Genomic DNA, 21,413 nt, shown 5'->3' with positions numbered 1-21,413 from the left:
GGGGTGGAGCAGCTCGGTAGCTCGCTGGGCTCATAACCCAGAGGTCGCAGGTTCAAATCCTGTCCCCGCTACTGAAAGACGAAGGCCCGGATCCTTTCGAGGATCCGGGCCTTCGTCGTGCCGTCGTGACTTCTTGTGCAGGGTGCGTGAAGTGTGGTTCGCGGGGCACGAGTTGGGTCCGGACGTGTTTGACTTGTCTCTCTGTGGGCATGTCGACAAAACGCTGAAGTGACCTCACTGGCCGCGATACAGGTGTACGCGGGTTGCAGGTGGTGCGACGATGGTATTTATGGGGGACAGGGCAACTCTGTTGGAGACAGGGCGGTTTGTGCAACGTCGCGTTCATCGTCCGGATAACGCGATGAATGCGGCTTTTGGTGGTGTCGCCGCGGAGAAGAACGAGACCACTGACACACCTGAGAAATCCGATACACCTGAGATCATCAAGGCGACCGAGACTGCCGAGACTGCGGGGTGTGCCGCGACCGTCGAGAGTACGGAGTTCACAGAGAACACGGGAAGCGCTGGGGCCGACGGGAGCACGGGGACCGTCGGGGCCACGCAGACTTCCGGGAGCACCGAGAGCGAGGAGAGCGCCGAGAACGAGGCGCGTCACCGTCGCGCCGCCGACGCCGGAGACACCGCATCGATGAGCGTCCTCGGCGCTCTGCTGCTGCGCCGGGGCGACCTGGACGGCGCCGAACCCTATCTGCGCGGGGCCACCGCGGACGGCGACCGGGCCGCGGCCAACAACCTGGGTGTCCTTCTCCATCAGCGCGGATATGTCGACGACGCGGCCGGCTGGTGGCGCATCGCCGCCGTCGCGGGCTCCGCCGCCGCCGCGCACGCGCTGGGCCGCCACTACCGCGAGCGCGGCGACGAGCCCGGTGCCGAGTACTGGCTGCGGCAGTCCGCCGAGCAGGGCCACGCGCTGGGCGCGTACGCCCTGGCCGACCTGCTGGAACACCGCAGCGACGTCGGCGCGGAGCGCTGGCTGCGGGCCGCCGCGGAGCAGGGGCACCGTGAAGCCGCGTACCGCCTCGCACGGATGCTGGACCGCAACGCCGCCGACGAGCCGCACGACGCCTTCGGCCGCCCGGGGCTGGGCCCCGGCGTGGGCGAGCGGCCCGGCGTCGGCCGTTCCGCGGTGCGCAGGGACGACGGCCCGGTGGCCGGTCCGGCGACCGGGCGCGTGGGCGAGGCCGAGCAGTGGTACCGGCAGGCCGCCGCGCGTGGTCACCGGCGGGCCGCCCTGCACCTCGGCGCCATCCTCGAACAGCGCGGCGAGCCCAAGGAAGCCGGCCGCTGGTACCTCGTCTCAGCGAAGGCGGGCGAGGCGCGCGCCGCCTGCGCGCTCGGCTTCCTGCTGCGCGACGCGGGCGACGAGGAGAGCGCCGCCGTGTGGTGGCTGCGCGCCGCCCAGGACGGCGACGGGAACGCCGCCAACGCCCTGGGCGCCCTGCACGCGGCCAGGGGCGAGCAGCAGACCGCCGAGCGCTGGTACCGCGCCGCCATGGACGCCGGGGATGTCAACGGCGCCTACAACCTCGGCCTGCTCTGCGCGGCTCAGGACCGTACGCCGCAGGCCGAGCAGTGGTACCGCCGCGCCGCGTACGCCGGTCACCGCGAGGCCGCCAACGCGCTGGCCGTGCTTCTGCTCCAGGCGGGCGACGCGACCGGCGCCGAGCCCTGGTTCTCCAAGGCGGCCGAGGCGGGCAGCGTCGACGCGGCCTTCAACCTCGGCATCCTGTACGCCGGGCGTGACGAGGACCGTGCGGCGCTGGTCTGGTACGAGCGTGCCGCAGCGGCCGGGCACACCGAGGCCGCCCTCCAGGTCGGCATGGCCCTGCTGCACCAGGGCGAGGAGCAGGAGGCGGAACGTCATCTGCGCTGCGCGGCGGGCGGCGGCAGCGCGGAGGCCGCCTTCCGGCTGGCCGGGGTGCTGGACTCGCGGCAGCCGCCGCCCGGCCCTCCCGCGCTCGGTGAGTCGATGCCGGCGAAGACCGAGTGCGAGGAGTGGTACGAGCGGGCCGCCGAGCAGGGGCACCGCCGCGCCCAGGTGCGGGTCGGAATGCTCGCGGCCGCCCGGGGCGACGTGGACAGCGCCGCCCGCTGGTACCGCGAGGCCGCGGAGGCGGGCAGCCGCAACGGCGCCTTCAACCTCGGACTGCTGCTCGCCCGCGAGGGCAGCGAGCGCGAGGCCGCGCTGTGGTGGAGCCGGGCCGCGAACGACGGGCACGGGCGGGCCGCCCTGCGCCTCGCCCTGCTGGCCGCTCGCCGCGGCGAGCTCGCCGAGGGGCAGCGCTGGTGTGCGCGGGCGGTCGAGCTGGGCCCGGCGGAGGTCGCGGAGCGGGCGGCCCGGCTGAGGGAGGCGCTGCATCAGGAGCTGACTGCTTAGGGCCGCTTCGGGCCTGTCCGGCGGATCAAGGTCGGGGGACGCAGGGCCGCAGGGCCGCGTACGGCCCGCAGGGGTACGCAGGGCTGCGTGGAGCCGGGTGTGTGGCTGCGCGCAGCCCGTCCGCCCGGGGCGCCGGAACTGATTTGCGCCGGTCCGGAGCGGTGACGTACAGTTCTAAACACAACGACGCGGGGTGGAGCAGCTCGGTAGCTCGCTGGGCTCATAACCCAGAGGTCGCAGGTTCAAATCCTGTCCCCGCTACTGAAAACAGAGGGCCGGATTCTTTCGAGGATCCGGCCCTCTGCGCATACGTGGGCTGCACGCAGGTCAGAGCTTGTGGCCCACCGCCTCCGAGTACATCGCGCGGTCGACGGCCCTCGCCTCCGGCACCGGGGCGCCCTTCGAGACACCCGAATCGGCGTACGCCTCCTGCAGCCGGTCCGTCGTGCCCTTCCGTATCTCCCAGTCCATCCGCATCGACGGGGTGGACCGCAGCGTGGCCTCGTCGGTCTTCATCAGTTTCGCCAGCTCGGTGACGAAGCCGGGATCGGACTTGTAGTCACCGGCGAAGTAGGTGTTCACCGTCCGGATGTAGGCGCGGAGAAAGGCGACGCCCGCGTCCGGGTCCTTGTTCAGCAGCGTCGGGCCGAAGAGCAGGCCGCCGAGCGGTTCACCGACGGGCTGGCCGCCCAGGAACGCGTACCTCTTGTCGCCGTCCACCTTGCGCCAGATCGGGTCGAGCAGCCAGGCCGAGTCCACGCCCCCGTTCTGCAGCGCGGTCAGCACATCCGCGGAACCGAGCTGCTGGAAGCTGATCCTGTCCAGGCCGCCGCCGTGCTTCTTCAGGGAGGTGTCCATCGGGTACGCGATGACCGAACCCTTGCCGATCATGGTGCCCAGCTTACGGCCCGCCATCTCGACGTGATCGGCGCTCTCGCCGTCCTTGAGACGCACCCACAGGCCACTCTTGGAGGTGGGGTCGGGGGAGAAGTTGCCCGCGACCCACTTGATGTCGAAGCCGCCGTTGATGCCGTTCATCACGGCTGCCTCGGGTGCCGCCCACTGGGCGTCCACATCGCCCTTGGCGAGCAGCGGCAGGGCGTCCGGGGTGGGCAGCACTTTCAGATCGACGTCCAGACCCTCTTTCGCGAACTCGCCCTTCGCCACCGCGACCTGGAGCGGAGCGACGTACTCCGCGCTCAGGGTGCCGGTGGCGACGGTGATCTTCCGCCTCTTCGCCAGGGGCCGGGCCGCCGGGGCGCCCTTGTCGCAGCGGGCCGCCTTGCGGTCGGGGGCGAGTTCGGCCGGGTCGGTCCAGCTGTCGGCGCCACAGCCCGCGACGGGCCGGACGGTGCGCGGCGCGGCGGCGGCCCGGTCGCCGCCGGAGTCGTGCTCGGCGCAGCCCGCCGCGCCGAGCAGTGATGCCGTGACGAGCACGACCGTACAGGTGAAACGAGCGTGGGTACGCACAGTGCCTCCGTACGAAGAGTGTGGGGAGCCGTTCAGGACCGACCGCGGCCGCGGTCGCGCGGGGCCCACGGCGTGAGCAGCCGCCCGGCGATCCGCACCACTTCGGAGAAGACGACACCGAGGACCGCCACACACACGATGCCGACGAACATCACGTCGTTCTGGAACAGCGCCCGGGAGTCGAAGATCAGATGGCCGAGACCGTCCGCCGCGGCGATCTGCTCGGAGGCGACGATGACGAGCACGGCCACTCCTGCCGCGATCCGCGCCCCGACCAGGACCGCGGGCAGCGAGGCGGGCAGCAGCACGTGGCGGAACATCTGCCAGGGCGAGGCGCCGAAGACCTGACCGGCATCGCGATGGCCGACCGGGACGGCCAGCACGGCCGCCATGGTGGAGATCCAGACGAAGAAGAAGACGGTCGCGGCGACCAGGGCGATCTGCGGTCCTTCACCGAGGCCGAACATATTGAGGAAGACCGGCAGCAGGGCCAGCTTCGGCACGACGTACAGGGCGTCGAGCAACGGCTCCAGCGCCGCGCGTACGAGGGAGAGCGAGCCCATCAGCAGGCCGAGCGCGTATCCCGTGACGGTGCCGATCGCATAGCCGCCGAGGACCCGCTTGAGCGTGGCCCGCACATCCGGCCACAGTTCACCGGCGCCCGCCCGGTCCAGGCCGTCCGCCAGGATGGTGGAGGGTGCCGGGTAGACCCGGTCGTCGATCCAGGACTGTGCGGCGGCCAGTTGCCAGAGCAGCACGAGGAACAGTGGTACGGCGACGGCGAGCGCGATCTCCAGGGTGCGGCGCCTGCGGTGGGTGCGCACCGGGTGCAGCTCCTGCGGGCCCGGTCTGCGGATCAGAACGCCGTCGTCGGGCTTCGTGGCGTTCACGGTGATGGTCATGGAGCGACCGCCTCTCTGCGCACCTCGCCACGCAGGAGTTCCCACAACTCGCCTTTCAGTGCGGTGAATTCGGGTGCCGACCGCACTTCGCCGGTGCGCGGCCGGTCGAACGGCGGGCGGCGCTCGGCGATGATTCGCCCCGGTCTGGCGGACATCACCAGCACCCTGTCCCCGAGCACGATGGCCTCTTCGAGGCTGTGGGTGATGAAGAGGGTGGTGGTGCGGGTGGTCTGAGTGAGGTCGAGCAGCTCGTCCTGGAGGATGGTGCGCAGCTGGGCGTCGAGCGCCGCGAACGGCTCGTCCATCAGCAGGATCTCGGGTTCGACGGCGAGGGCGCGGGCGATCGCGACCCGTTGCCGCATCCCGCCGGAGAGGGCGGCCGGATACGCCCCGGCGAAGTCGGAGAGTCCCATCCGGGCCAGCCAGTCGCGCGCCCTGGCGTCGGCCTCCTTGCGTGGAACGCGCTGGATGTCGAGGCCGAACCGGACATTGGCGAGCACGGTCTTCCAGTCGTAGATGCCGTAGTCCTGGAAGATCATCGCCGCTGGACGGGGTGAGTCCGTACGGATGGACAGCTCGCCGGAGCTGGGGCGAAGCAGCCCGGCGGCGATCCTGAGCAGCGTGGACTTGCCGCAGCCGGACGGGCCGACGATGCAGGTGAACTCGCCCGGCGAGACGGAGAGATCGAGCGGGCCGAGGGCGGACAGGACCTTGGCGCCGCGTCCGAACGAGCGGGTGAGCGCGTCGGCGCGGAGTTTGGGACTGGAGGCTGTGGTTGCGGGTGGGGTCGGGTGCGGATCTCCCACGGGTCTCTCCTCGCGCATATCGAGGTGCCGATCCGCCGCGGGGCGGACGTGATCGCCGCAGACGATATGACTACCCGTCAGATTCGGGAAGGGGGTGCGCATGCGCCGGCGGCGAGGAGGTGTGTCGCCCGGTGCGGGGATTCATGCGGAAGCCCCGGTGCGCATGCTGCTCGCACCGGGGCCTTCGTCACTCGTTCGGCTCAGCCTGTCGCCGCGCAGCCGGGGCAGATGCCCCGGTAGGTGACCTCGACATCGGACACCGTGAAGCCGAAGCGTTCGTCGCTCGGCAGGTCCGCCATCGGGTCGCCGGCCGGGTGCACGTCGCGGATCGTGCCGCAGCTCGCGCAGACGAGGTGGTGGTGGGGCCGGTGTGCGTTCGGGTCGTAGCGCTTGGCGCGGCGGTCCGTGGAGACCTCGATGACCTCGCCGAGCGACACCATCTCACCCAGCGTGTTGTAGACGGTGGCACGGGAGATCTCGGGCAGCCTGACCACGGCCCGTGCGTGGACCTCGTCGGCCGTCAGGTGCACATGATCCCCGTCGAGGACCTCGGCCACGACGCGCCGCTGCGCAGTCATGCGCCAGCCGCGTCCGCGAAGTCGTTCCAACAGGTCACTCATGGAAACAAGCCTAACAGTGAAGGGACCAGGTCCCGAACGGGTGTGACTTTGGATGTTCACTTGACTTGGACTTAGTCCATTGTAGGATCGGAACCGGCATACGCCAAGGGACAGGCTGTGCAGGACAACGAATGTGCAGGAACGACGCAGGAGGCGCACGTGACGCAGGGACCGCTCACCACGGAGGCCGGCGCGCCGGTCGCCGACAACCAGAACAGCCAGACCGCGGGCGTCGGCGGTCCCGTCCTGGTGCAGGACCAGTCGCTGCTGGAGAAGCTCGCGCACTTCAACCGTGAGCGCATTCCGGAGCGCATCGTGCACGCCCGCGGCGCCGGCGCGTACGGCACGTTCACGCTGACCCGCGATGTCTCGCAGTGGACCCGGGCGAAGTTCCTCTCCGAGGTCGGCAAGCAGACCGAGACCTTCCTGCGCTTCTCGACCGTCGCCGGCAACCTCGGCTCGGCCGACGCGGTGCGCGACCCCCGTGGATTCGCGCTGAAGTTCTACACCGAAGAGGGCAACTACGACCTCGTCGGCAACAACACCCCGGTGTTCTTCATCAAGGACGCCATCAAGTTCCCGGACTTCATCCACACCCAGAAGCGCGACCCGTACACCGGTTCGCAGGAGGCGGACAACGTCTGGGACTTCTGGGGTCTGTCGCCCGAGTCCACCCACCAGGTGACCTGGCTCTTCGGCGACCGGGGCATCCCGGCCACGCTGCGCCACATGAACGGCTACGGCTCGCACACGTACCAGTGGAGCAACGAGGCCGGTGAGGTCTTCTGGGTCAAGTACCACTTCAAGACCGACCAGGGCATCAAGAACCTCACCCAGGACGAGGCCAACAAGCTCGCCGGTGAGGACCCGGACAGCCACCAGCGCGATCTGCGCGAGGCGATCGAGCGCGGCGACTTCCCGTCCTGGACGGTGCAGGTCCAGATCATGCCGGCGGCCGAGGCGGCCACGTACCGCTTCAACCCGTTCGACCTCACCAAGGTGTGGCCGCACGCGGACTACCCGCCGATCGAGATCGGGAAGCTGGAGCTCAACCGCAACCCGGAGAACATCTTCGCCGAGGTCGAGCAGTCGATCTTCAGTCCCGCGCACTTCGTGCCGGGTATCGGCCCGTCCCCCGACAAGATGCTCCAGGGCCGTCTCTTCGCCTACGGCGACGCCCACCGCTACCGCGTCGGCATCAACGCCGACCACCTGCCGGTGAACCGTCCGCACGCCACCGAGGCGCGCACCAACAGCCGGGACGGCTACCTGTACGACGGCCGTCACAAGGGCGCCAAGAACTACGAGCCGAACAGCTTCGGCGGTCCGGCCCAGACCGACCGACCGCTGTGGGAGCCCACCACCGTCTCCGGCGAGGTCGCCACGCACGTGGCTCCGAGCCACGCCGAGGACAACGACTTCGTGCAGGCCGGAAACCTCTACCGGCTCTACTCCGAGGACGAGAAGGCCCGGCTGATCGACAACCTCGCCGGGTTCATCGCCAAGGTGTCGCGCGACGACATCGCCGAGCGCGCGATCAACAACTTCCGCCAGGCGGACGGCGACTTCGGCAAGCGTCTGGAGGCCGCGGTCCAGGCCCTTCGCGGCTGATCCGGACGGTTGTCGTCGGCGGTGGGCCGGTCTCCTCTCCGGGGGAGGCCGGCCCACCGGTCGTTCACCGGGGGCTCAGCCGACGAGTTCCGCGTGACGGCGGCGCCTGGTGGGCGCCCAGCAGCGCAGGATGTCGCGGACGGAGACGATGCCCACGGGCCCGTGGTCGTCCAGCACGATCAGGTGGCGGAACCCGCCGTGTGTCATGGCTTCGGCGGCCTCGGCCAGGGTCCAGGTGGGCGCGGCGAAGACCACGTCGGTGGTGGTGTGGGTGGCGGCGGTCTCGACATCCGGGTCCTGGCCGGAGCCGATCGCGTTGAGTATGTCGCGTTCGGTCAGGATGCCCAGCCCGCTGTTGTCCTTGTCGAGGACGACCGCGGCCCCGATGTGGCGGACCGACATCAGCCGGGCGGCCTGGCGGAGCGTATGGGCGGGTCCGATGGTGAGGACCAGCGTGCTCATGGCGTCTCGGACGAGCATGAAGGGAGCCACCTCCTTGGCGAAAGGGCGCGTGAGCCGCTTCACAAATTCACAAGCGGGGGGACTCTCAGAGTTGCACCGATGCGTGGACGGAACAAGGGGGGCGAACCGCCCGAAAGGCGTGCGCCGGTGCGCAACGCCCTTCGGTGACGGGGTACGGCCGGGTGGGCCGGTGGTTCAGTAACGCTGGTTGAGATAGCCGAGCAGCTCGTGGTGGAGCAGTCCGTTCGAGGCCGCGGCGTTGCCGCCGCCGGGACCGGAGACCCCGTCCAGGCTGGTGAACCTCCCGCCCGCCTCCTGGACGATGATCGCGTTGGCGGCCATGTCCCAGAGCGAGAGCTCCGGCTCCGCGCAGATGTCCACCGAACCCTCGGCGACCATCATGTACGGCCAGAAGTCCCCGTACCCGCGAGTGCGCCAGCAGGCCCTGGTCAGATCCAGGAATCCGTCGAGTCGGCCCTGCTCCTCCCAGCCGCTCAGCGACGCGTACGCGAACGAGGAGTCCGCGATCCGCTCCACCTTCGACACCTGCAGCCGGGTCGCCGAGGTCAGACTGCGGCCGGAGAACGCGCCCGCCCCCTTCGCCGCCCACCAGCGCCGGTTCAGCGCGGGCGCGGAGACCACGCCGACCACCGGCTGGAAGCCCTCCTCACCGGCCTCCATCAGCGAGATCAGCGTCGCCCAGACCGGCACGCCGCGTACGTAGTTCTTGGTGCCGTCGATCGGGTCGACGACCCAGCGCCGGGGGCCGGTGCCCTCGATCCCGAATTCCTCGCCCAGAATCGCGTCGCGCGGGCGGGCCCGATGGAGGTGGCCGCGGATCAGCTCCTCGGCAGCCTTGTCGGCCTCGCTCACCGGCGTCATGTCCGGCTTGGTCTCGACCTTGAGGTCGAGAGCCTTGAACCGGTCCATCGTCGCCGCGTCGGCGGCGTCCGCCAGCACATGGGCAAGGCGCAGATCATCGTGGTAATCGGGCATGCCGTCACAGTATCGACCGCAGGTGAACAGGGCCACAGGACCTCGGGCTCGCGGGCCATGGACACCCCCGGGCGAGTCGACCCTGGGACGCGAAGCCCTCCGCGCGGGAGGCGACGATGCCCACGCCGACGGAGGTCAGTGGGACGAGCCCGAGAGCTGGAGCCCGATCACCCCGATGATCACCAGGGAGATCGAGATCAGCTTGAGGGCGGAGACCACGTCGTCGAGGAAGACCATGCCGTAGATCGCGGTGCCCGCCGCGCCGATGCCGGTCCACACCGCGTAGGCGGGCCCCACGTCGAGCTTCTTCAGCGAGAGCGTCAGCAGCCCGAAGGATCCGAGGGCGAAGACGCAGAACGCGATGGTCGGCCAGAGCCGGGTGAAGCCGTGCGAGAGCTTCAGACAGACGGCGAAGCCGGTCTCCAGGAGTCCTGCGACCACGACCAGCAGCCACGCCATCGTCAGTGCCCTCCCGCGTCGGTGACCGCCTTGCCCCACTGAGTGTGATTATGCATTTTACCTGTGGCGACAGATCGCAAACGTGCCCCGGTCAGTCGCCTTCGCGTCGCTCCCGGGTGGACAGCAGCCGGTGCAGCGAGTCCAGCCGGGCCGGGTCGGCGTGGCCGTCCGCCACCCAGGCCTCGAGAGCGCACTCCGGTTCGCGGCTGTCGTGGGTGCAGCCACGCGGGCAGCCCTCGGTGCCGGGCTCCAGGTCGGGGAAGGCGTGGATCACCCGGGACGGGTCGATGTGGTTGAGCCCGAAGGAGCGGACACCGGGGGTGTCGATCACCCAGCCGCGGTAGTCTGGCAGCGGCAGCGCCAGCGCCGAGGTGGTGGTGTGCCGGCCGCGGCCGGTGACCGCGTTGACCACTCCCGTCGTACGCCGCCGGTCCTTCGGCACCAGTGCGTTGACCAGCGTGGTCTTGCCGACGCCGGAGTGCCCGACGAAGGCGGTGACCCGGTCGTTCAGCTGCTCGCGGACCCGGTCGGCGGCGTCGCCGTTCTCCAGCTCCTTGCGGCTGGTCACGATGAACGGCACACCCAGCGGGGTGTACGCCTCCAGGAGTTTGTCCGGGGAGGCCAGATCGGACTTGGTGAGGACCAGGAGCGGAGAGAGGCCGCCGTCGTACGCGGCGACCAGGCAGCGGTCGATCATCCGCGGCCGGGGTTCCGGGTCGGCCAGCGCCGTGACGATCGCCAGCTGGTCGGCGTTGGCGACGACCACCCGCTCGAACGGATCGTCGTCGTCCGCCGTCCGGCGCAGCACCGAGCGGCGCTCACCGATGCGGACGATGCGGGCGAGGGTGTCCTTGTCGCCGGAGAGATCACCCACGAGGGAGACGGTGTCACCCACCACGGCGGCCTTCCGGCCCAGTTCACGGGCCTTCATCGCCATGACCGTACGACCGTCGACGAGGCAGGTGAGGCGGCCCCGGTCGACGGTGAGGACCATGCCCTCCTCGGCGTCCTCGTGCTTGGGCCGGATGTTGGTGCGGGGCCGGTTGCCCTTGCGGTTGGGGCGGACCCGGATGTCGTCCTCGTCGGGGTTCTTGCCGTAGCGGCGCATGTCTCAGGCCCCGAGCATTCCGGTCCACATCTGCGGGAAGTCCGGCAGGGTCTTGGCGGTCGTCGCCACGTTCTCGATCTCCACTCCGGGGACGGCAAGGCCGATGATCGACCCCGCGGTTGCCATCCGGTGGTCGTCGTACGTATGGAAGGTACCGCCGTGCAGCGGCCGGGGCCGGATGTGGAGGCCGTCGGCGGTCTCGGTGACATCGCCGCCGAGCCCGTTGATCTCCTTGGTGAGCGCGGCCAGCCGGTCCGTCTCGTGCAGCCGCAGATGGGCGACACCGCTCAGGGTGGACGGGGAATCGGCCAGCGCCGCGACCGCCGCGATGCCCGGGGTCAGCTCGCCGACCTCGCCGAGGTCGACGTCGATGCCGTGGATACGGCCCGAACCGGTGAAGGTGAGGCCGCGCTCGGTCAGCTCGCAGCTGCCGCCCATCGCCGTGAAGATGTCCCGCAGCGCGTCGCCCGGCTGGGTGGTGCGCTCGGGCCAGTCGGGGATCGTGACCCGGCCGCCGGTGACCAGGGCGGCCGCGAGGAACGGCTGGGCGTTGGAGAGATCGGGCTCGATGGTCAGATCACGGCCGAGCAGGGCGGAGTGGGAGACCCGCCAGACGTTCGGCTCGCCGCCCGTCTCCGGCTCGTCGACCTGCGCGCCGACCGCCCGCAGCATGTCGACGGTCATCCGGATGTGCGGCATGGAGGGGAGCCTGGCGCCGGTGTGGCGCACCTCCACCCCCTGGTTGAAACGGGGCGCCGACAGCAGCAGCGCCGAGACGAACTGGGAGGACGAGGAGGCGTCGATCGCCACCGGTCCGCCGTCCAGCGCACCGCTGCCGTGCACCGTCATCGGCAGCGAGCCGCGCCCCTCGTCGTCGATCCGGGCGCCGAGCACCCGCAGTGCGTCGATCACCCCGGTCAGCGGACGCTCGTACGAACGCGGGTCGCCGTCGAAGCGGATCAGGCCGTCGGCGAGCGCCGCGACCGGCGGAAGGAAGCGCATGACCGTGCCCGCGTTGCCGACGTCGACCGTGGTGGGGCCGTGCAGACCGGCCGGGATGACCCGCCAGGCCTCGCCGGAGCCGTCCGGGCCCACGCCCTCCTCGATGCCGACGCCCATCGCGCGCAGCGCCTCGGCCATCAGCAGGGTGTCGCGGGAGCGCAGCGGGCGGCGCAGCCAGCCGGGCTCGGCGGCGAGCGCGGCGAGGACCAGCGCGCGGTTGGTGACCGACTTCGATCCGGGCACGGTGACCGTCGCGTCGACGGTCCCGGTCGCATGCGGGGCGGGCCAGAGGGCGGGGTGCACGGAGCTTTCGGTCATGGATCTCACTTTAGAGCGTCCGGCGAGCACGGCAGCTTTCACCGGCTCTGCCGCCACCCGTGCTCACCTGCCGAGCAGCCAGCGCCCGCCACCGATCAGTGAGCACAGCGACACCGCGTGGAAGAGGAAGAGCCAGAGCGCGGCCGGTACGTTCGTCAGCCGCGACAGCTGGTCCGCGTCCGAGTCCGGCGCACCGCCGTACCGCCGCTTGGACTGGAGCTCGAAGGCCGGGCGCACGCCGCCGAGCAGCAGGAACCAGACCACGGTGTACGCGAACAGCGACTGCCAGGCGGACGAGGCCAGCCAGGACACCAGCAGGAAGGCCGAGCCGGTGAGGATCACCGTCAGTGCCCCGTACACGTTGCGGATCATCACCAGCATCACCGCGAGCAGCGCGGTGGCCACCCACAGCAGCAGCGTGATCCTGCCGTCGGCCAGCAGCCACGCGCCGCCCAGGCCCAGCAGCGGCGGGGCGGTGTAGCCGGCGGCCGCAGTGAGGACCATGCCGATACCGGTGGGCTTGCCGCGGCTGACGGTCAGGCCGCTGGTGTCCGAGTGCAGCCGGATGCCGGACAGCTGCCGTCCGGTGAGCAGTGCGATCAGCCCGTGTCCGCCCTCGTGCGCGATGGTGATCGCGTTGCGGGCCAGCCGCCATATCGGGTTCGGTACGACGGCGATCAGCGCGAGCGTGCCCGTCACCACCACCAGCCACTGCTCGGGGGCGGGCTGGGTACCGAAGACGCGGTCCCACAGATTGCCCAGATCGGTGCTGTTCATGACGTGGGCGGCTCCTTGCGGTTCGGCTTGCGGTATCGGCGTCCGGCCGGCGTGGCGGTCGTGGCAGTCTGGCACTTATGTGCGGACGGTATGCAGCGAGTCGGCGGCCCGAGGACCTGACCGGACTCTTCCAGGTCGAGAAGTGGGAACCGGCCGAGGCCCTGGTGCCCGACTGGAACGTGGCGCCCACCAAGGAGGTCTACGCCGTACTGGAGCGCCCCTTGAAAGACGCAGACGACCCGCGTCCGGTTCGCCAGATGCGTGCGCTGAAGTGGGGGCTCGTACCGTCCTGGGCGAAGTCCCCGGAAGGCGCCGCGCGGATGATCAACGCCCGCGCGGAGACCGTCCACGAGAAGCCGTCCTTCCGTCGCCCCTTCGTCTCCCGGCGCTGCATCCTGCCCGCCGACGGCTACTACGAGTGGGTCACCGGCGCCGACGAACGGCAGCTGGAGGAGAAGGGGAAGAAGAAGCGCCCGCGCAAGCAGCCGTACTTCGTGACGCCCGCCGACGGATCGGTCTTCGCGATGGCCGGGCTGTACGAGTTCTGGCGCGACCGGACGCTGCCGGACGACCACCCGATGGCCTGGTGGGTGACCTGCTCGGTGATCACGACCGAGGCGGAGACCACCCCGCTCGCCGTCGCCCCCGCCGACGGTCCCGCCACGCTCGCCGACATCCACCCCCGGATGCCGCTGATGCTGACCCCGGACCGATGGGACGCCTGGCTCGACCCCGCGCGCACCGACGTCGAGGAGCTGAGGGCCCTGCTCGCACCCCCGCCGGGCGGGCTGATGCGGGCCTACCCGGTGGCCACGGCCGTCAGCAATGTCCGCAACAACGGCCCCGAACTGCTGGAAGAGCTGGCCGCGCCGGAGGTGGGCACGCTCTTCTGAGCCCCCGGCGGGGAGGATGGGGTACGTGAGTACTACAGAGACGGGCCGCCGGCCCGAGGCGGTCGAAACGGTCGACACCGATGCCGGACCGGCCAGGATCAGCTGGTTCCCCGCGACGGGCACGACCAAGGCGCGGAGCGCGCGGCTGGTGCTGGCCCTCGGCCACGGCGCCGGCGGCGGCATCGAAGCCCGCGACCTCCAGGCCCTGGCCGCCGGACTGCCCGCTCACGGGGTGACCGTAGCCCTGGTGGAGCAGCCGTGGAGGGTCGCCGGGAAGCGGCTCGCACCCGCCCCGAAGACCCTGGACACGGGATGGCGGGGGCTGTGGCCCGCGCTCGCCGCCGCCGGGCCGCCCGTCGTGGCGGGCGGGCGGAGCGCCGGGGCCCGGGTGGCCTGCCGGACCGCCGCGGAGCTCGGTGCCCGCGCCGTGCTCGCGCTCGGCTTCCCGCTGCACCCTCCGGGCAGGCCGGAGAAGTCCCGCGCGGACGAGCTCCTCGGCACCGGTGTGCCCACCCTCGTCGTGCAGGGCGGCCGCGATCCCTTCGGGCGGCCCGCCGAATTCCCGCCGGGAGATTACGAGATCGCCGAAGTGCCGTACGGCGACCACGGGTTCGCCGTGCCGAAGAAGGCCGGTCCGGGCCAGGGCGAGGCGATGGGCGTCCTGACCGCCGCCGTGACCGGATGGCTGGCCGCCCTCGTGTGAGTACACCCCGGGAATGTTGCGCGGGGGGCCACTGTTGTGGCTGTCATCGGTACAACAACGTCGTACGTGGAGAGGGAGTCCGTCGCATGGGTTCGACCATCTGCCCGCGCCGCTCGAACGCCGCTGACCTGGAGTGGACGGTGCTGCATGCGGCCAAGACCACTCCCGAGCGGGCGCTGGGCGGATCGGAACGACAGCCCGTCTCGAAGCAAGGTCGACTATTCTCCGATTCGAGCGGGTCCGGTTTCGGCTCCGCCACAGCGTTGGAGGAGGTGGGTCCGGTCACTGGGACCGACACGGGGACCGACGACGGCCGCGCACAGGAGACGCCCGCCGAGCGCAACGCGCGCTTCGAGCGGGACGCGCTCGGTTACCTCGACCAGATGTACTCGGCCGCGCTGCGCATGACGCGCAACCCCGCGGACGCCGAGGACCTGGTCCAGGAGACGTATGCCAAGGCGTACGGCTCCTTCCACCAGTTCCGTGAGGGCACCAACCTCAAGGCGTGGATGTACCGCATCCTCACCAACACGTTCATCAACTCGTACCGCAAGAAGCAGCGCGAACCCCAGCGCAGCGCCGCCGAGGAGATCGAGGACTGGCAGCTGGCGCGTGCCGAGTCGCACATGTCGACCGGTCTGCGCTCCGCGGAGTCGCAGGCGCTCGACCACCTGCCCGACTCCGACGTGAAGTCCGCACTGCAGGCGATCCCCGAAGAGTTCCGCATCGCCGTGTATCTCGCCGATGTCGAGGGCTTTGCCTACAAGGAGATCGCGGACATCATGGGGACTCCCATCGGTACGGTGATGTCCCGACTGCACCGGGGCCGCCGCCAGCTGCGCGGCATGCTGGAGGACTACGCCCGTGAGCGCGGGCTCGTCCCGGCCGGTGCCGGAGAGTCGGACGATCGGAAAGGCTCGGGCTCATGAGCTGCGGAGAGCCGCATGAGACGGACTGCTCGGAAGTCCTCGATCATCTCTACGAGTTCCTCGACCACGAGATGCCCGACAGCGACTGCACCAAGTTCGAGGTGCACTTCGAGGAGTGCTCCCCGTGCCTGGAGAAGTACGGCCTGGAGCAGGCGGTCAAGAAGCTGGTGAAGCGCTGCTGCGGCCAGGACGACGTGCCCAGCGATCTGCGGTCCAAGGTCATGGGCCGGATCGACCTGATCCGCTCGGGGCAGGCCGTCCCCGAGCAGGACGTGACGGCAGCGCCGAGCGAACAGCCGTCCGCCGCCAAGGAGTGACACCCGGCGGCCGGGCGGTACCGGCCGCCGTCACCGAATCACCCGAATGTGCTAATCGGGCTCATTGAGGCTCGAAGGGTCGCACAACTCGCTAGCGTGGCGCCTCCATTGACCATGGTGAGGGGCGGGCCGAGCGGGTGAGAGCCACACGCGGGGCGGCGCGCGCGTACATTCCGGCGGCCGCGGTGGGCGCCCTTTGCTGTGCGCTCCCCGCCCTGCGGAGCGGTGCGGGAACCCCGTGGGCGACCGTCGCCCTGCTCACCGGGCTCTATCTGGTCTGTGAACTCCCCGGACGCTGCCCCTTCTTCGGCAGCTCCGTGCCGATCCGTGCCGGATCGTTCTTTCCGCTGCTGCTCGCCGCCGCCTTCCTGCTGCCGCCCGCCGCGGCCACCCTCGTCGCCGTACCCGGAGCCCTCGTCGGCCCGGTGGAACAGCCGCCCGTCGCCGCCCGGCGGGTCTGGCGGGCCGCGCAGCTCGCCGTCACCGTCTGGGCGGCCTCGTCCGTACACGGACTCCTCGGCGGCACCGCCACGCTCGGCGGCGCCGGCCGGCTCCCCGACCTGCCCCACGCGATCCTGCCCGCCTGCGCCGCCGCCCTGGCCTTCAGCCTCGTGCTGACCGCGCTGGACGGCTCCATCCTGGTCGTGGCCGAACGCCTGCCCCTGCGGCGTGCCTGGAGCGGACTGCTGACCCGCTCGCTGGGACCGCATCTGGTGCACGGACTCGCCGGGCTGATGATGGCGGTCCTGTGGCGCGGCCCCCACGGTCCGCTCTCCGCGCTCATCGTCCTGCTGCCGGTGTACATCTCCTGCTGGGTCTTCGCCCAGTACCACCGCGAGCACGCCGCCCACCGCGCCACCATCAGGGCGCTGGTGCAGGCCGTCGACATCAAGGACACGTACACCCGCGGCCACAGCGAACGGGTCGGGCGGGCCTCCGTCCTCATCGCCCGCGAACTGGGCATGGACCCGGACCGCCTGGAGGTCGTCCGGTTCGCGGGCATCCTGCACGACGTCGGCAAGCTCGGCGTCCCCACCCGGGTGCTCCGCAAGGACGGACCGCTCACGCCCCAGGAACGACAGGTGATCGAACTGCATCCGGAGTACGGGCACGAGATCGTCCGCGGCATCGGCTTCCTCGGCGAGGCGCGGGCCGCGATCCTGCACCACCACGAACGGCTCGACGGCAGCGGCTATCCGTACGGGCTCAGCGGGCGCGAGATCCCGGAGCTCGCCCGGGTCGTCGCGGTGGCGGACGCCTTCGACGCGATGACCTCGACCCGGTCGTACCGGCGCGGGAGACCGGTGCCGGCCGCGCTGGAGGAGCTGAAGCGGTGCGCGGGCACGCAGTTCGACCCGCAGATGGTCCGGGCGCTGGTGCGCGGTCTCGACCAGCACGGCTGGTCGGCGGTGACGACGGCAGGGACGGCGGACGGGCCCGGGGTCCCGGGGCCCCGCGGCGAGAGCGCGCAGGCCGTCCCGGACCGTCCCGGGCCGTCCGGCGGACTCGACCGCGTACCCCCGCCGCAGCCGTCGCCGGACGGGCTCGGCGCGGCGCCCGGTCCGCCGTCGCACGCGGACCACCGCGGATGACCCGGGCCGGGGCACAGCCACCCCCTGCCGTCCTGGCCGTCCGCGGCGCCGCGGCCCTGCTCGCCGCCGCCGGGCTCGGCCACACCCTCTGGTACGGCCTCCACGACCCGGGCCACGCGCTCGCCTTCGGGGTGCTCATCACGGTGGGCGAACTGGCCCGATGGCGCGCGCTGCCGGGGGAGCGGGAGCCGGCACCGCTCGGTGCCGCCGGAGCGCTCGCGTACGCCCTCCTCGGCCGCAGCGGCGGCGAACCGACCTCGCACGGCGTCCCCCAGGTGATCGCCGTGCTCGTCGCGGCACAACTGGCGGCCTGCGTGCCGCATGTGGCGCGCGGCACCGCACCGGCACTCGACCGGGTGGCCCGCCGCGTCCTGACCGTCGCCTTCGCCGCCGTGTGCTTCCAGCCCCTGTACAACAGCGGCCGCACCGGCAGCCGGTTCGGCGAGGGTCCCTCCTATGTGCTGGTGCTGCTCCTGATCCTCGTCCTGACCGCGCTGTGCGACGCCGTGCTCGCGGCCCTGCTGCTGCGCTCGCGCACCCGCCACCCCTACCCGCCGCTCCTGCGGGACGAGCTGCGCGGTCTCATCGGTATCGGGTCGGCGGTCTGTGCGACCGGGGTCGTGATGGCCCTCGGGGTGGCCGTCGCCGGGCTCTGGGCACTGCCCGTCCTGTGCGTACCGCTGCTGCTGACCCATGTCTCGTTCCGGCGGTTCGTCGCCGTGCGCACCACCTACCGGCAGACCATCGCCTCGCTCGCCAGGTCCACCGAGATCGCCGGGTACACCCCGCACGGGCATGCCCGCAGGGTCGCGGTGCTCTGCCGGGCCGTCGGCCGCGAGCTGGGTCTCTCCGGGAGCCGGCTGACCGTGCTGGAGCACGCCGCCCTGATGCATGACATCGGCCAGCTCTCGCTGGTCGACCCGGTCCCGGACGGGGCCACGGCCACCCTGCCCGCCGCCGAGCAGCGCCGCATCGCGCTGCTCGGCGGGGCCGTGGTGCGGCAGACCGGGGTGGCCACCGAGGTCGCCGTCGTCGTGGAACGGCAGGCCGACCCCTATCGCGAGCAGCCGTTGTCCGCCAGGATCGTCAGGGTCGTCAACGCATACGACGACCTGTGCGGGGAAAGTCTCATCGGGCCGCTGGGCGCACTGGAACAACTCAGGCTCGGGACCGCCCACGACTATCAGCCCGAAGTCGTGGAATCACTGGCCAGGGTCCTGGCCCGGGGCGGTCGGGCCCCGGTCCTGCCCGGGTAACCGATGGGTAATGAGCGAGCGTCCGGCCCGGCATGGTTGGATGCGAAGAAGAGCGGAAAATGAGGGTGTCCAGTCGGGACGGGCGGGAATCGTGAGGATCTTCGGGAAGGTACGGCATCGGCCCTCCGCCTCTTGGCGGCAGGCCACGGACCGCGCGTTCACGCTGATCGGCGACGGCCGGTACGAGGACGCGGGCGCGCTGCTGACACGTGCGGCGGACCTGGAGCCCTGGCTCTCGGAGTCGTGGTTCAACCTGGCGCTGCTGCACAAGTTCCGGCATGACTGGGAACAGGCGAGAGCCGCGGGCCTGCGGGCCGTCGCGCTGCTCGACAAGGAATCCGGCGCTCCCGACTGGTGGAACGTCGGGATCGCCGCCACCGCGCTGCAGGACTGGCCGCTGGCCCGCCGGGCCTGGCAGGCGTACGGCCTGAAGGTGCCGGGCGCCGGCCAGCACACCTCCGCGGCCAACAGCGAGCCGGTCGGGATGGAGCTGGGCAGCGCCGCGGTACGGCTGTCGCCGGAGGGCGAGGCCGAGGTGGTCTGGGGCCGCAGGCTGGATCCGGCCCGGATGGAGGTGCTCTCCATTCCGCTGCCGTCGTCCGGCCGCCGCTGGGGCGAGGTCGTCCTGCACGACGGGGTGCCGAACGGCGAGCGGGTCACCGCGGCGGGGCCCTCGTACCCCGTCTTCGACGAGATCGAGCTGTGGGCGCCGTCCCCCGTGCCGACCTGGGTGGTGCTGCTGGAAGCGGCCACCGAGGCGGACCGGGACGCGCTGGAGCAGCTGGCGTCCGACGCCGGGTTCGCCGCCGAGGACTGGTCGTCCTCCGTGCGGCTGCTCTGCCGGGCCTGCTCGGAGAGCCGGATGGAGAGCGACGAGGGCGACGGCGAGCACCTCGATCCGCACGACCACAGCGAGCCGGGGCATCCGGGCCCGCTGGGCCACCGCACCGCCGGTGAGCTGTGGGTGCCCGAGCGGGAGTGCGGGATAGCGGCGCCGGCCGGGCTGGTGCGCGGTCTGCTGGACGGCTGGGTGGCGGACAGCCCGGACAGCCGCGAGTGGCGGGATCTCGAAGAAGTCTGCTGACCGGTGCCCGTAGGCTGTACGGGCACCGGTCGCGGTGCCCGGTGCCCCGGGCCCGGGACTGTCGGATGGCCGGGTTTCAGGTATGGCCGGGTTTCGGGTTTTGAGGAAGGCGTACGGCGGACATGGCGCAGCAGGAGACGGACGAGCAGATCAGCGTCGACGACGAGGGTTTCGTCGTGGACACCGAGGACTGCGAGGCGCGTGAGGCGGCGCATCGCGAGCGCGGCACCTCCCGTCCGATCACGGTCGTGGGCAACCCCGTGCTCCACAAGGAGTGCAAGGACGTCACCGAGTTCGACGACGAGCTGGCCCGGCTGATCGACGACATGTTCGCCAGCCAGCGGACGGCGGAGGGCGTGGGCCTGGCCGCCAACCAGATCGGTGTCGACCTCAAGGTCTTCGTCTACGACTGCCCCGACGACGAGGGCGTGCGGCACGTGGGCGCGGTCTGCAACCCGGTGCTCGAAGAGCTGGCGCCCGAGGACCGGGTCCTCGACGACTCCAACGAGGGCTGCCTCTCCGTCCCGACGGCGTACGCCTCGCTGGCCCGCCCGGACTACGCGGTGGTTCGCGGACAGGACGCCAAGGGGAACCCGGTCAAGGTCCGGGGCAGCGGCTACTTCGCACGCTGCCTCCAGCACGAGACGGACCACCTGTACGGCTACCTGTACATCGACCGGCTCTCGAAGCGGGACCGCAAGGATGCGCTGCGGCAGATGGCGGAGAACACGCCGCGCTACGAGATCGTGCCGAACGACTGAGCGCGCACCCGGCTGCCGACGGGCCCGGTCCTTCCGCGAGGGGGACCGGGCCCGTCGGGCTTCACCCGCGAGTGACTGTCAATCACCATTGATCCGTGGGTGGTTGACGCGCGTCGACTCGTCCGACAGGCTCTCTCCCCATACCTCCTCACGGCAGGGAGCCCCCTCATGCTCAGACGTACCGCACGACTTCTGCTCGGGCTTGTCATGACCATGGCTTTCGCCGTGGGTGGTGCCGTGGTGACCGCCGGCACCGCACAGGCCGACGGCTGCTACACCTGGACCCGCACCCTGTCGCCCGGCGCCACCGGCAACGACGTCGTCCAGCTCCAGATCCGGGTGGCCGGCTACCCCGGCTACAACTCCGTACTCGCCATCGACGGCTCCTACGGGCCGGCCACCACCGCTGCCGTCAAGCGCTTCCAGGCCGCCTACGGCCTCGCCGCGGACGGCATCGCGGGCCCGGCCACCCAGGCCAAGATCTACGAGCTCCAGGACAACGACTGCACCCCGGTGCACTTCACGTACGCCGAGCACAACCAGTGCAATTCGACCTGGGCGGGTGGTGCCGTCGCGGCGGGCACGGCGAAGGCCAACGCGCTGAGCACCATGTGGAAGCTGGAGGCGCTGCGGCACGCGCTCGGTGACCAGTCCATCCGGATCACCAGCGGTTTCCGCTCCGCGTCCTGCAACAGCGCGGTCGGCGGCGCGTCCAACAGCCGTCACATGTACGGCGACGCGGCCGACCTCGGCGCCGGACCGCACTCCCTGTGCACCCTCGCCAAGCAGGCCCGCAACCACGGCTTCAACGGGATCCTCGGCCCGGGATACCCCGGCCACAACGATCACATCCACGTGAACCAGGGCCCCTCGCACTACTGGTCGGCGCCCGGCTGCGGCGTCTGATGCATTGGGGCCCCGTACGCCGGTTCCTTTCCGGACCGGTGCA

Annotated in this window: 21 protein-coding genes and 1 tRNA gene; 12 read left to right on the top strand and 10 right to left on the bottom strand. The window is 71.1% G+C overall.

Going from position 1 to position 21,413, the window contains the following annotated elements:
* Positions 1-280: 280 nt before the first annotated feature.
* A complete protein-coding gene (locus IE107_RS07675; protein WP_189542457.1) occupies positions 281-2,398 on the top strand; it encodes a tetratricopeptide repeat protein in 2,118 nt (705 codons plus the stop codon).
* Positions 2,399-2,585: 187 nt separating this feature from the next.
* Positions 2,586-2,659: transfer RNA gene (locus tag IE107_RS07670), tRNA-Met, on the top strand.
* Positions 2,660-2,725: 66 nt separating this feature from the next.
* Here the strand turns inward: IE107_RS07670 and IE107_RS07665 are convergent.
* The 4 genes from IE107_RS07665 to IE107_RS07650 all read right to left on the bottom strand — a co-directional run bounded on the left by IE107_RS07665 (position 2,726) and on the right by IE107_RS07650 (position 6,196).
* A complete protein-coding gene (locus IE107_RS07665) occupies positions 2,726-3,868 on the bottom strand; it encodes an ABC transporter substrate-binding protein (RefSeq protein WP_189542456.1) in 1,143 nt (380 codons plus the stop codon).
* A 32-nt stretch (positions 3,869-3,900) separates the two neighbouring features.
* Positions 3,901-4,770, bottom strand: a complete 870-nt coding sequence (locus IE107_RS07660) for an ABC transporter permease (RefSeq protein ID WP_189542454.1) — start codon at positions 4,768-4,770, stop codon at positions 3,901-3,903.
* Positions 4,767-5,576: an ABC transporter ATP-binding protein gene (locus IE107_RS07655; RefSeq protein ID WP_229866755.1), complete on the bottom strand. Its 810-nt coding sequence runs from the start codon at positions 5,574-5,576 to the stop codon at positions 4,767-4,769. The genes IE107_RS07660 and IE107_RS07655 overlap by 4 nt, the downstream gene beginning before the upstream one ends.
* Positions 5,577-5,776: 200 nt before the next feature.
* Positions 5,777-6,196, bottom strand: coding sequence for a Fur family transcriptional regulator (locus IE107_RS07650; protein ID WP_189542450.1), 420 nt, complete (start codon positions 6,194-6,196; stop codon positions 5,777-5,779).
* A 159-nt stretch (positions 6,197-6,355) separates the two neighbouring features.
* Between IE107_RS07650 and IE107_RS07645 the strand changes: the two genes are divergently transcribed.
* Complete coding sequence (locus IE107_RS07645; RefSeq protein ID WP_189542448.1) at positions 6,356-7,807, top strand: catalase; 1,452 nt, start codon at positions 6,356-6,358, stop codon at positions 7,805-7,807.
* Between the two features lie 75 nt (positions 7,808-7,882).
* Here the strand turns inward: IE107_RS07645 and IE107_RS07640 are convergent, their stop codons facing one another.
* The 6 genes from IE107_RS07640 to IE107_RS07615 all read right to left on the bottom strand — a co-directional run bounded on the left by IE107_RS07640 (position 7,883) and on the right by IE107_RS07615 (position 12,929).
* Complete coding sequence (locus tag IE107_RS07640) at positions 7,883-8,287, bottom strand: CBS domain-containing protein (RefSeq protein WP_189542446.1); 405 nt, start codon at positions 8,285-8,287, stop codon at positions 7,883-7,885.
* Positions 8,288-8,464: 177 nt separating this feature from the next.
* Positions 8,465-9,265, bottom strand: a complete 801-nt coding sequence (hisN, locus tag IE107_RS07635; protein ID WP_189542444.1) for a histidinol-phosphatase — start codon at positions 9,263-9,265, stop codon at positions 8,465-8,467.
* A gap of 135 nt (positions 9,266-9,400) precedes the next feature.
* The gene (locus IE107_RS07630; RefSeq protein ID WP_189542442.1) at positions 9,401-9,724 is read right to left on the bottom strand and encodes a DMT family transporter; all 324 of its coding nucleotides are present in this window, start codon (positions 9,722-9,724) and stop codon (positions 9,401-9,403) included.
* A 91-nt stretch (positions 9,725-9,815) separates the two neighbouring features.
* Positions 9,816-10,832 carry a ribosome small subunit-dependent GTPase A gene (gene rsgA / locus IE107_RS07625; protein WP_189542440.1) on the bottom strand — a complete coding sequence of 339 codons (1,017 nt, stop codon included), beginning with the start codon at positions 10,830-10,832 and terminating at the stop codon, positions 9,816-9,818.
* A gap of 3 nt (positions 10,833-10,835) precedes the next feature.
* Entirely contained in the window at positions 10,836-12,152 is a 1,317-nt protein-coding gene (gene aroA / locus IE107_RS07620) for a 3-phosphoshikimate 1-carboxyvinyltransferase (protein ID WP_189542438.1), read from the bottom strand.
* Positions 12,153-12,215: 63 nt separating this feature from the next.
* Complete coding sequence (locus IE107_RS07615; RefSeq protein WP_189542436.1) at positions 12,216-12,929, bottom strand: M50 family metallopeptidase; 714 nt, start codon at positions 12,927-12,929, stop codon at positions 12,216-12,218.
* Positions 12,930-13,006: 77 nt separating this feature from the next.
* Between IE107_RS07615 and IE107_RS07610 the strand changes: the two genes are divergently transcribed.
* The 9 genes from IE107_RS07610 to IE107_RS07570 all read left to right on the top strand — a co-directional run bounded on the left by IE107_RS07610 (position 13,007) and on the right by IE107_RS07570 (position 21,370).
* Entirely contained in the window at positions 13,007-13,822 is an 816-nt protein-coding gene (locus tag IE107_RS07610) for an SOS response-associated peptidase (protein WP_189542435.1), read from the top strand.
* A 16-nt stretch (positions 13,823-13,838) separates the two neighbouring features.
* Positions 13,839-14,525, top strand: a complete 687-nt coding sequence (locus IE107_RS07605; protein WP_189542433.1) for an alpha/beta hydrolase family protein — start codon at positions 13,839-13,841, stop codon at positions 14,523-14,525.
* Positions 14,526-14,797: 272 nt separating this feature from the next.
* A complete protein-coding gene (locus IE107_RS07600; RefSeq protein WP_189542902.1) occupies positions 14,798-15,454 on the top strand; it encodes a sigma-70 family RNA polymerase sigma factor in 657 nt (218 codons plus the stop codon).
* Positions 15,451-15,771, top strand: coding sequence for a mycothiol system anti-sigma-R factor (gene rsrA / locus IE107_RS07595; RefSeq protein WP_189542431.1), 321 nt, complete (start codon positions 15,451-15,453; stop codon positions 15,769-15,771). The genes IE107_RS07600 and rsrA overlap by 4 nt, the downstream gene beginning before the upstream one ends.
* A 137-nt stretch (positions 15,772-15,908) precedes the next feature.
* The gene (locus IE107_RS07590; protein ID WP_189542429.1) at positions 15,909-17,363 is read left to right on the top strand and encodes an HD-GYP domain-containing protein; all 1,455 of its coding nucleotides are present in this window, start codon (positions 15,909-15,911) and stop codon (positions 17,361-17,363) included.
* Entirely contained in the window at positions 17,360-18,619 is a 1,260-nt protein-coding gene (locus IE107_RS07585; RefSeq protein WP_189542427.1) for an HD-GYP domain-containing protein, read from the top strand. The genes IE107_RS07590 and IE107_RS07585 overlap by 4 nt, the downstream gene beginning before the upstream one ends.
* A 91-nt stretch (positions 18,620-18,710) precedes the next feature.
* Complete coding sequence (locus IE107_RS07580) at positions 18,711-19,703, top strand: tetratricopeptide repeat protein (protein ID WP_189542424.1); 993 nt, start codon at positions 18,711-18,713, stop codon at positions 19,701-19,703.
* A 122-nt stretch (positions 19,704-19,825) separates the two neighbouring features.
* Positions 19,826-20,464: a peptide deformylase gene (gene def / locus IE107_RS07575; protein ID WP_189542422.1), complete on the top strand. Its 639-nt coding sequence runs from the start codon at positions 19,826-19,828 to the stop codon at positions 20,462-20,464.
* A 168-nt stretch (positions 20,465-20,632) separates the two neighbouring features.
* A complete protein-coding gene (locus IE107_RS07570; RefSeq protein ID WP_189542420.1) occupies positions 20,633-21,370 on the top strand; it encodes a D-Ala-D-Ala carboxypeptidase family metallohydrolase in 738 nt (245 codons plus the stop codon).
* Positions 21,371-21,413: the final 43 nt, after the last annotated feature.

The organism is Streptomyces gelaticus, assembly GCF_014649535.1.
In the GTDB taxonomy this organism is placed as follows: Bacteria; Actinomycetota; Actinomycetes; order Streptomycetales; family Streptomycetaceae; genus Streptomyces; species Streptomyces gelaticus.
Note: the sequence above shows the minus strand (reverse complement) of the source record. Positions and strands in the feature narration are given on the sequence as shown.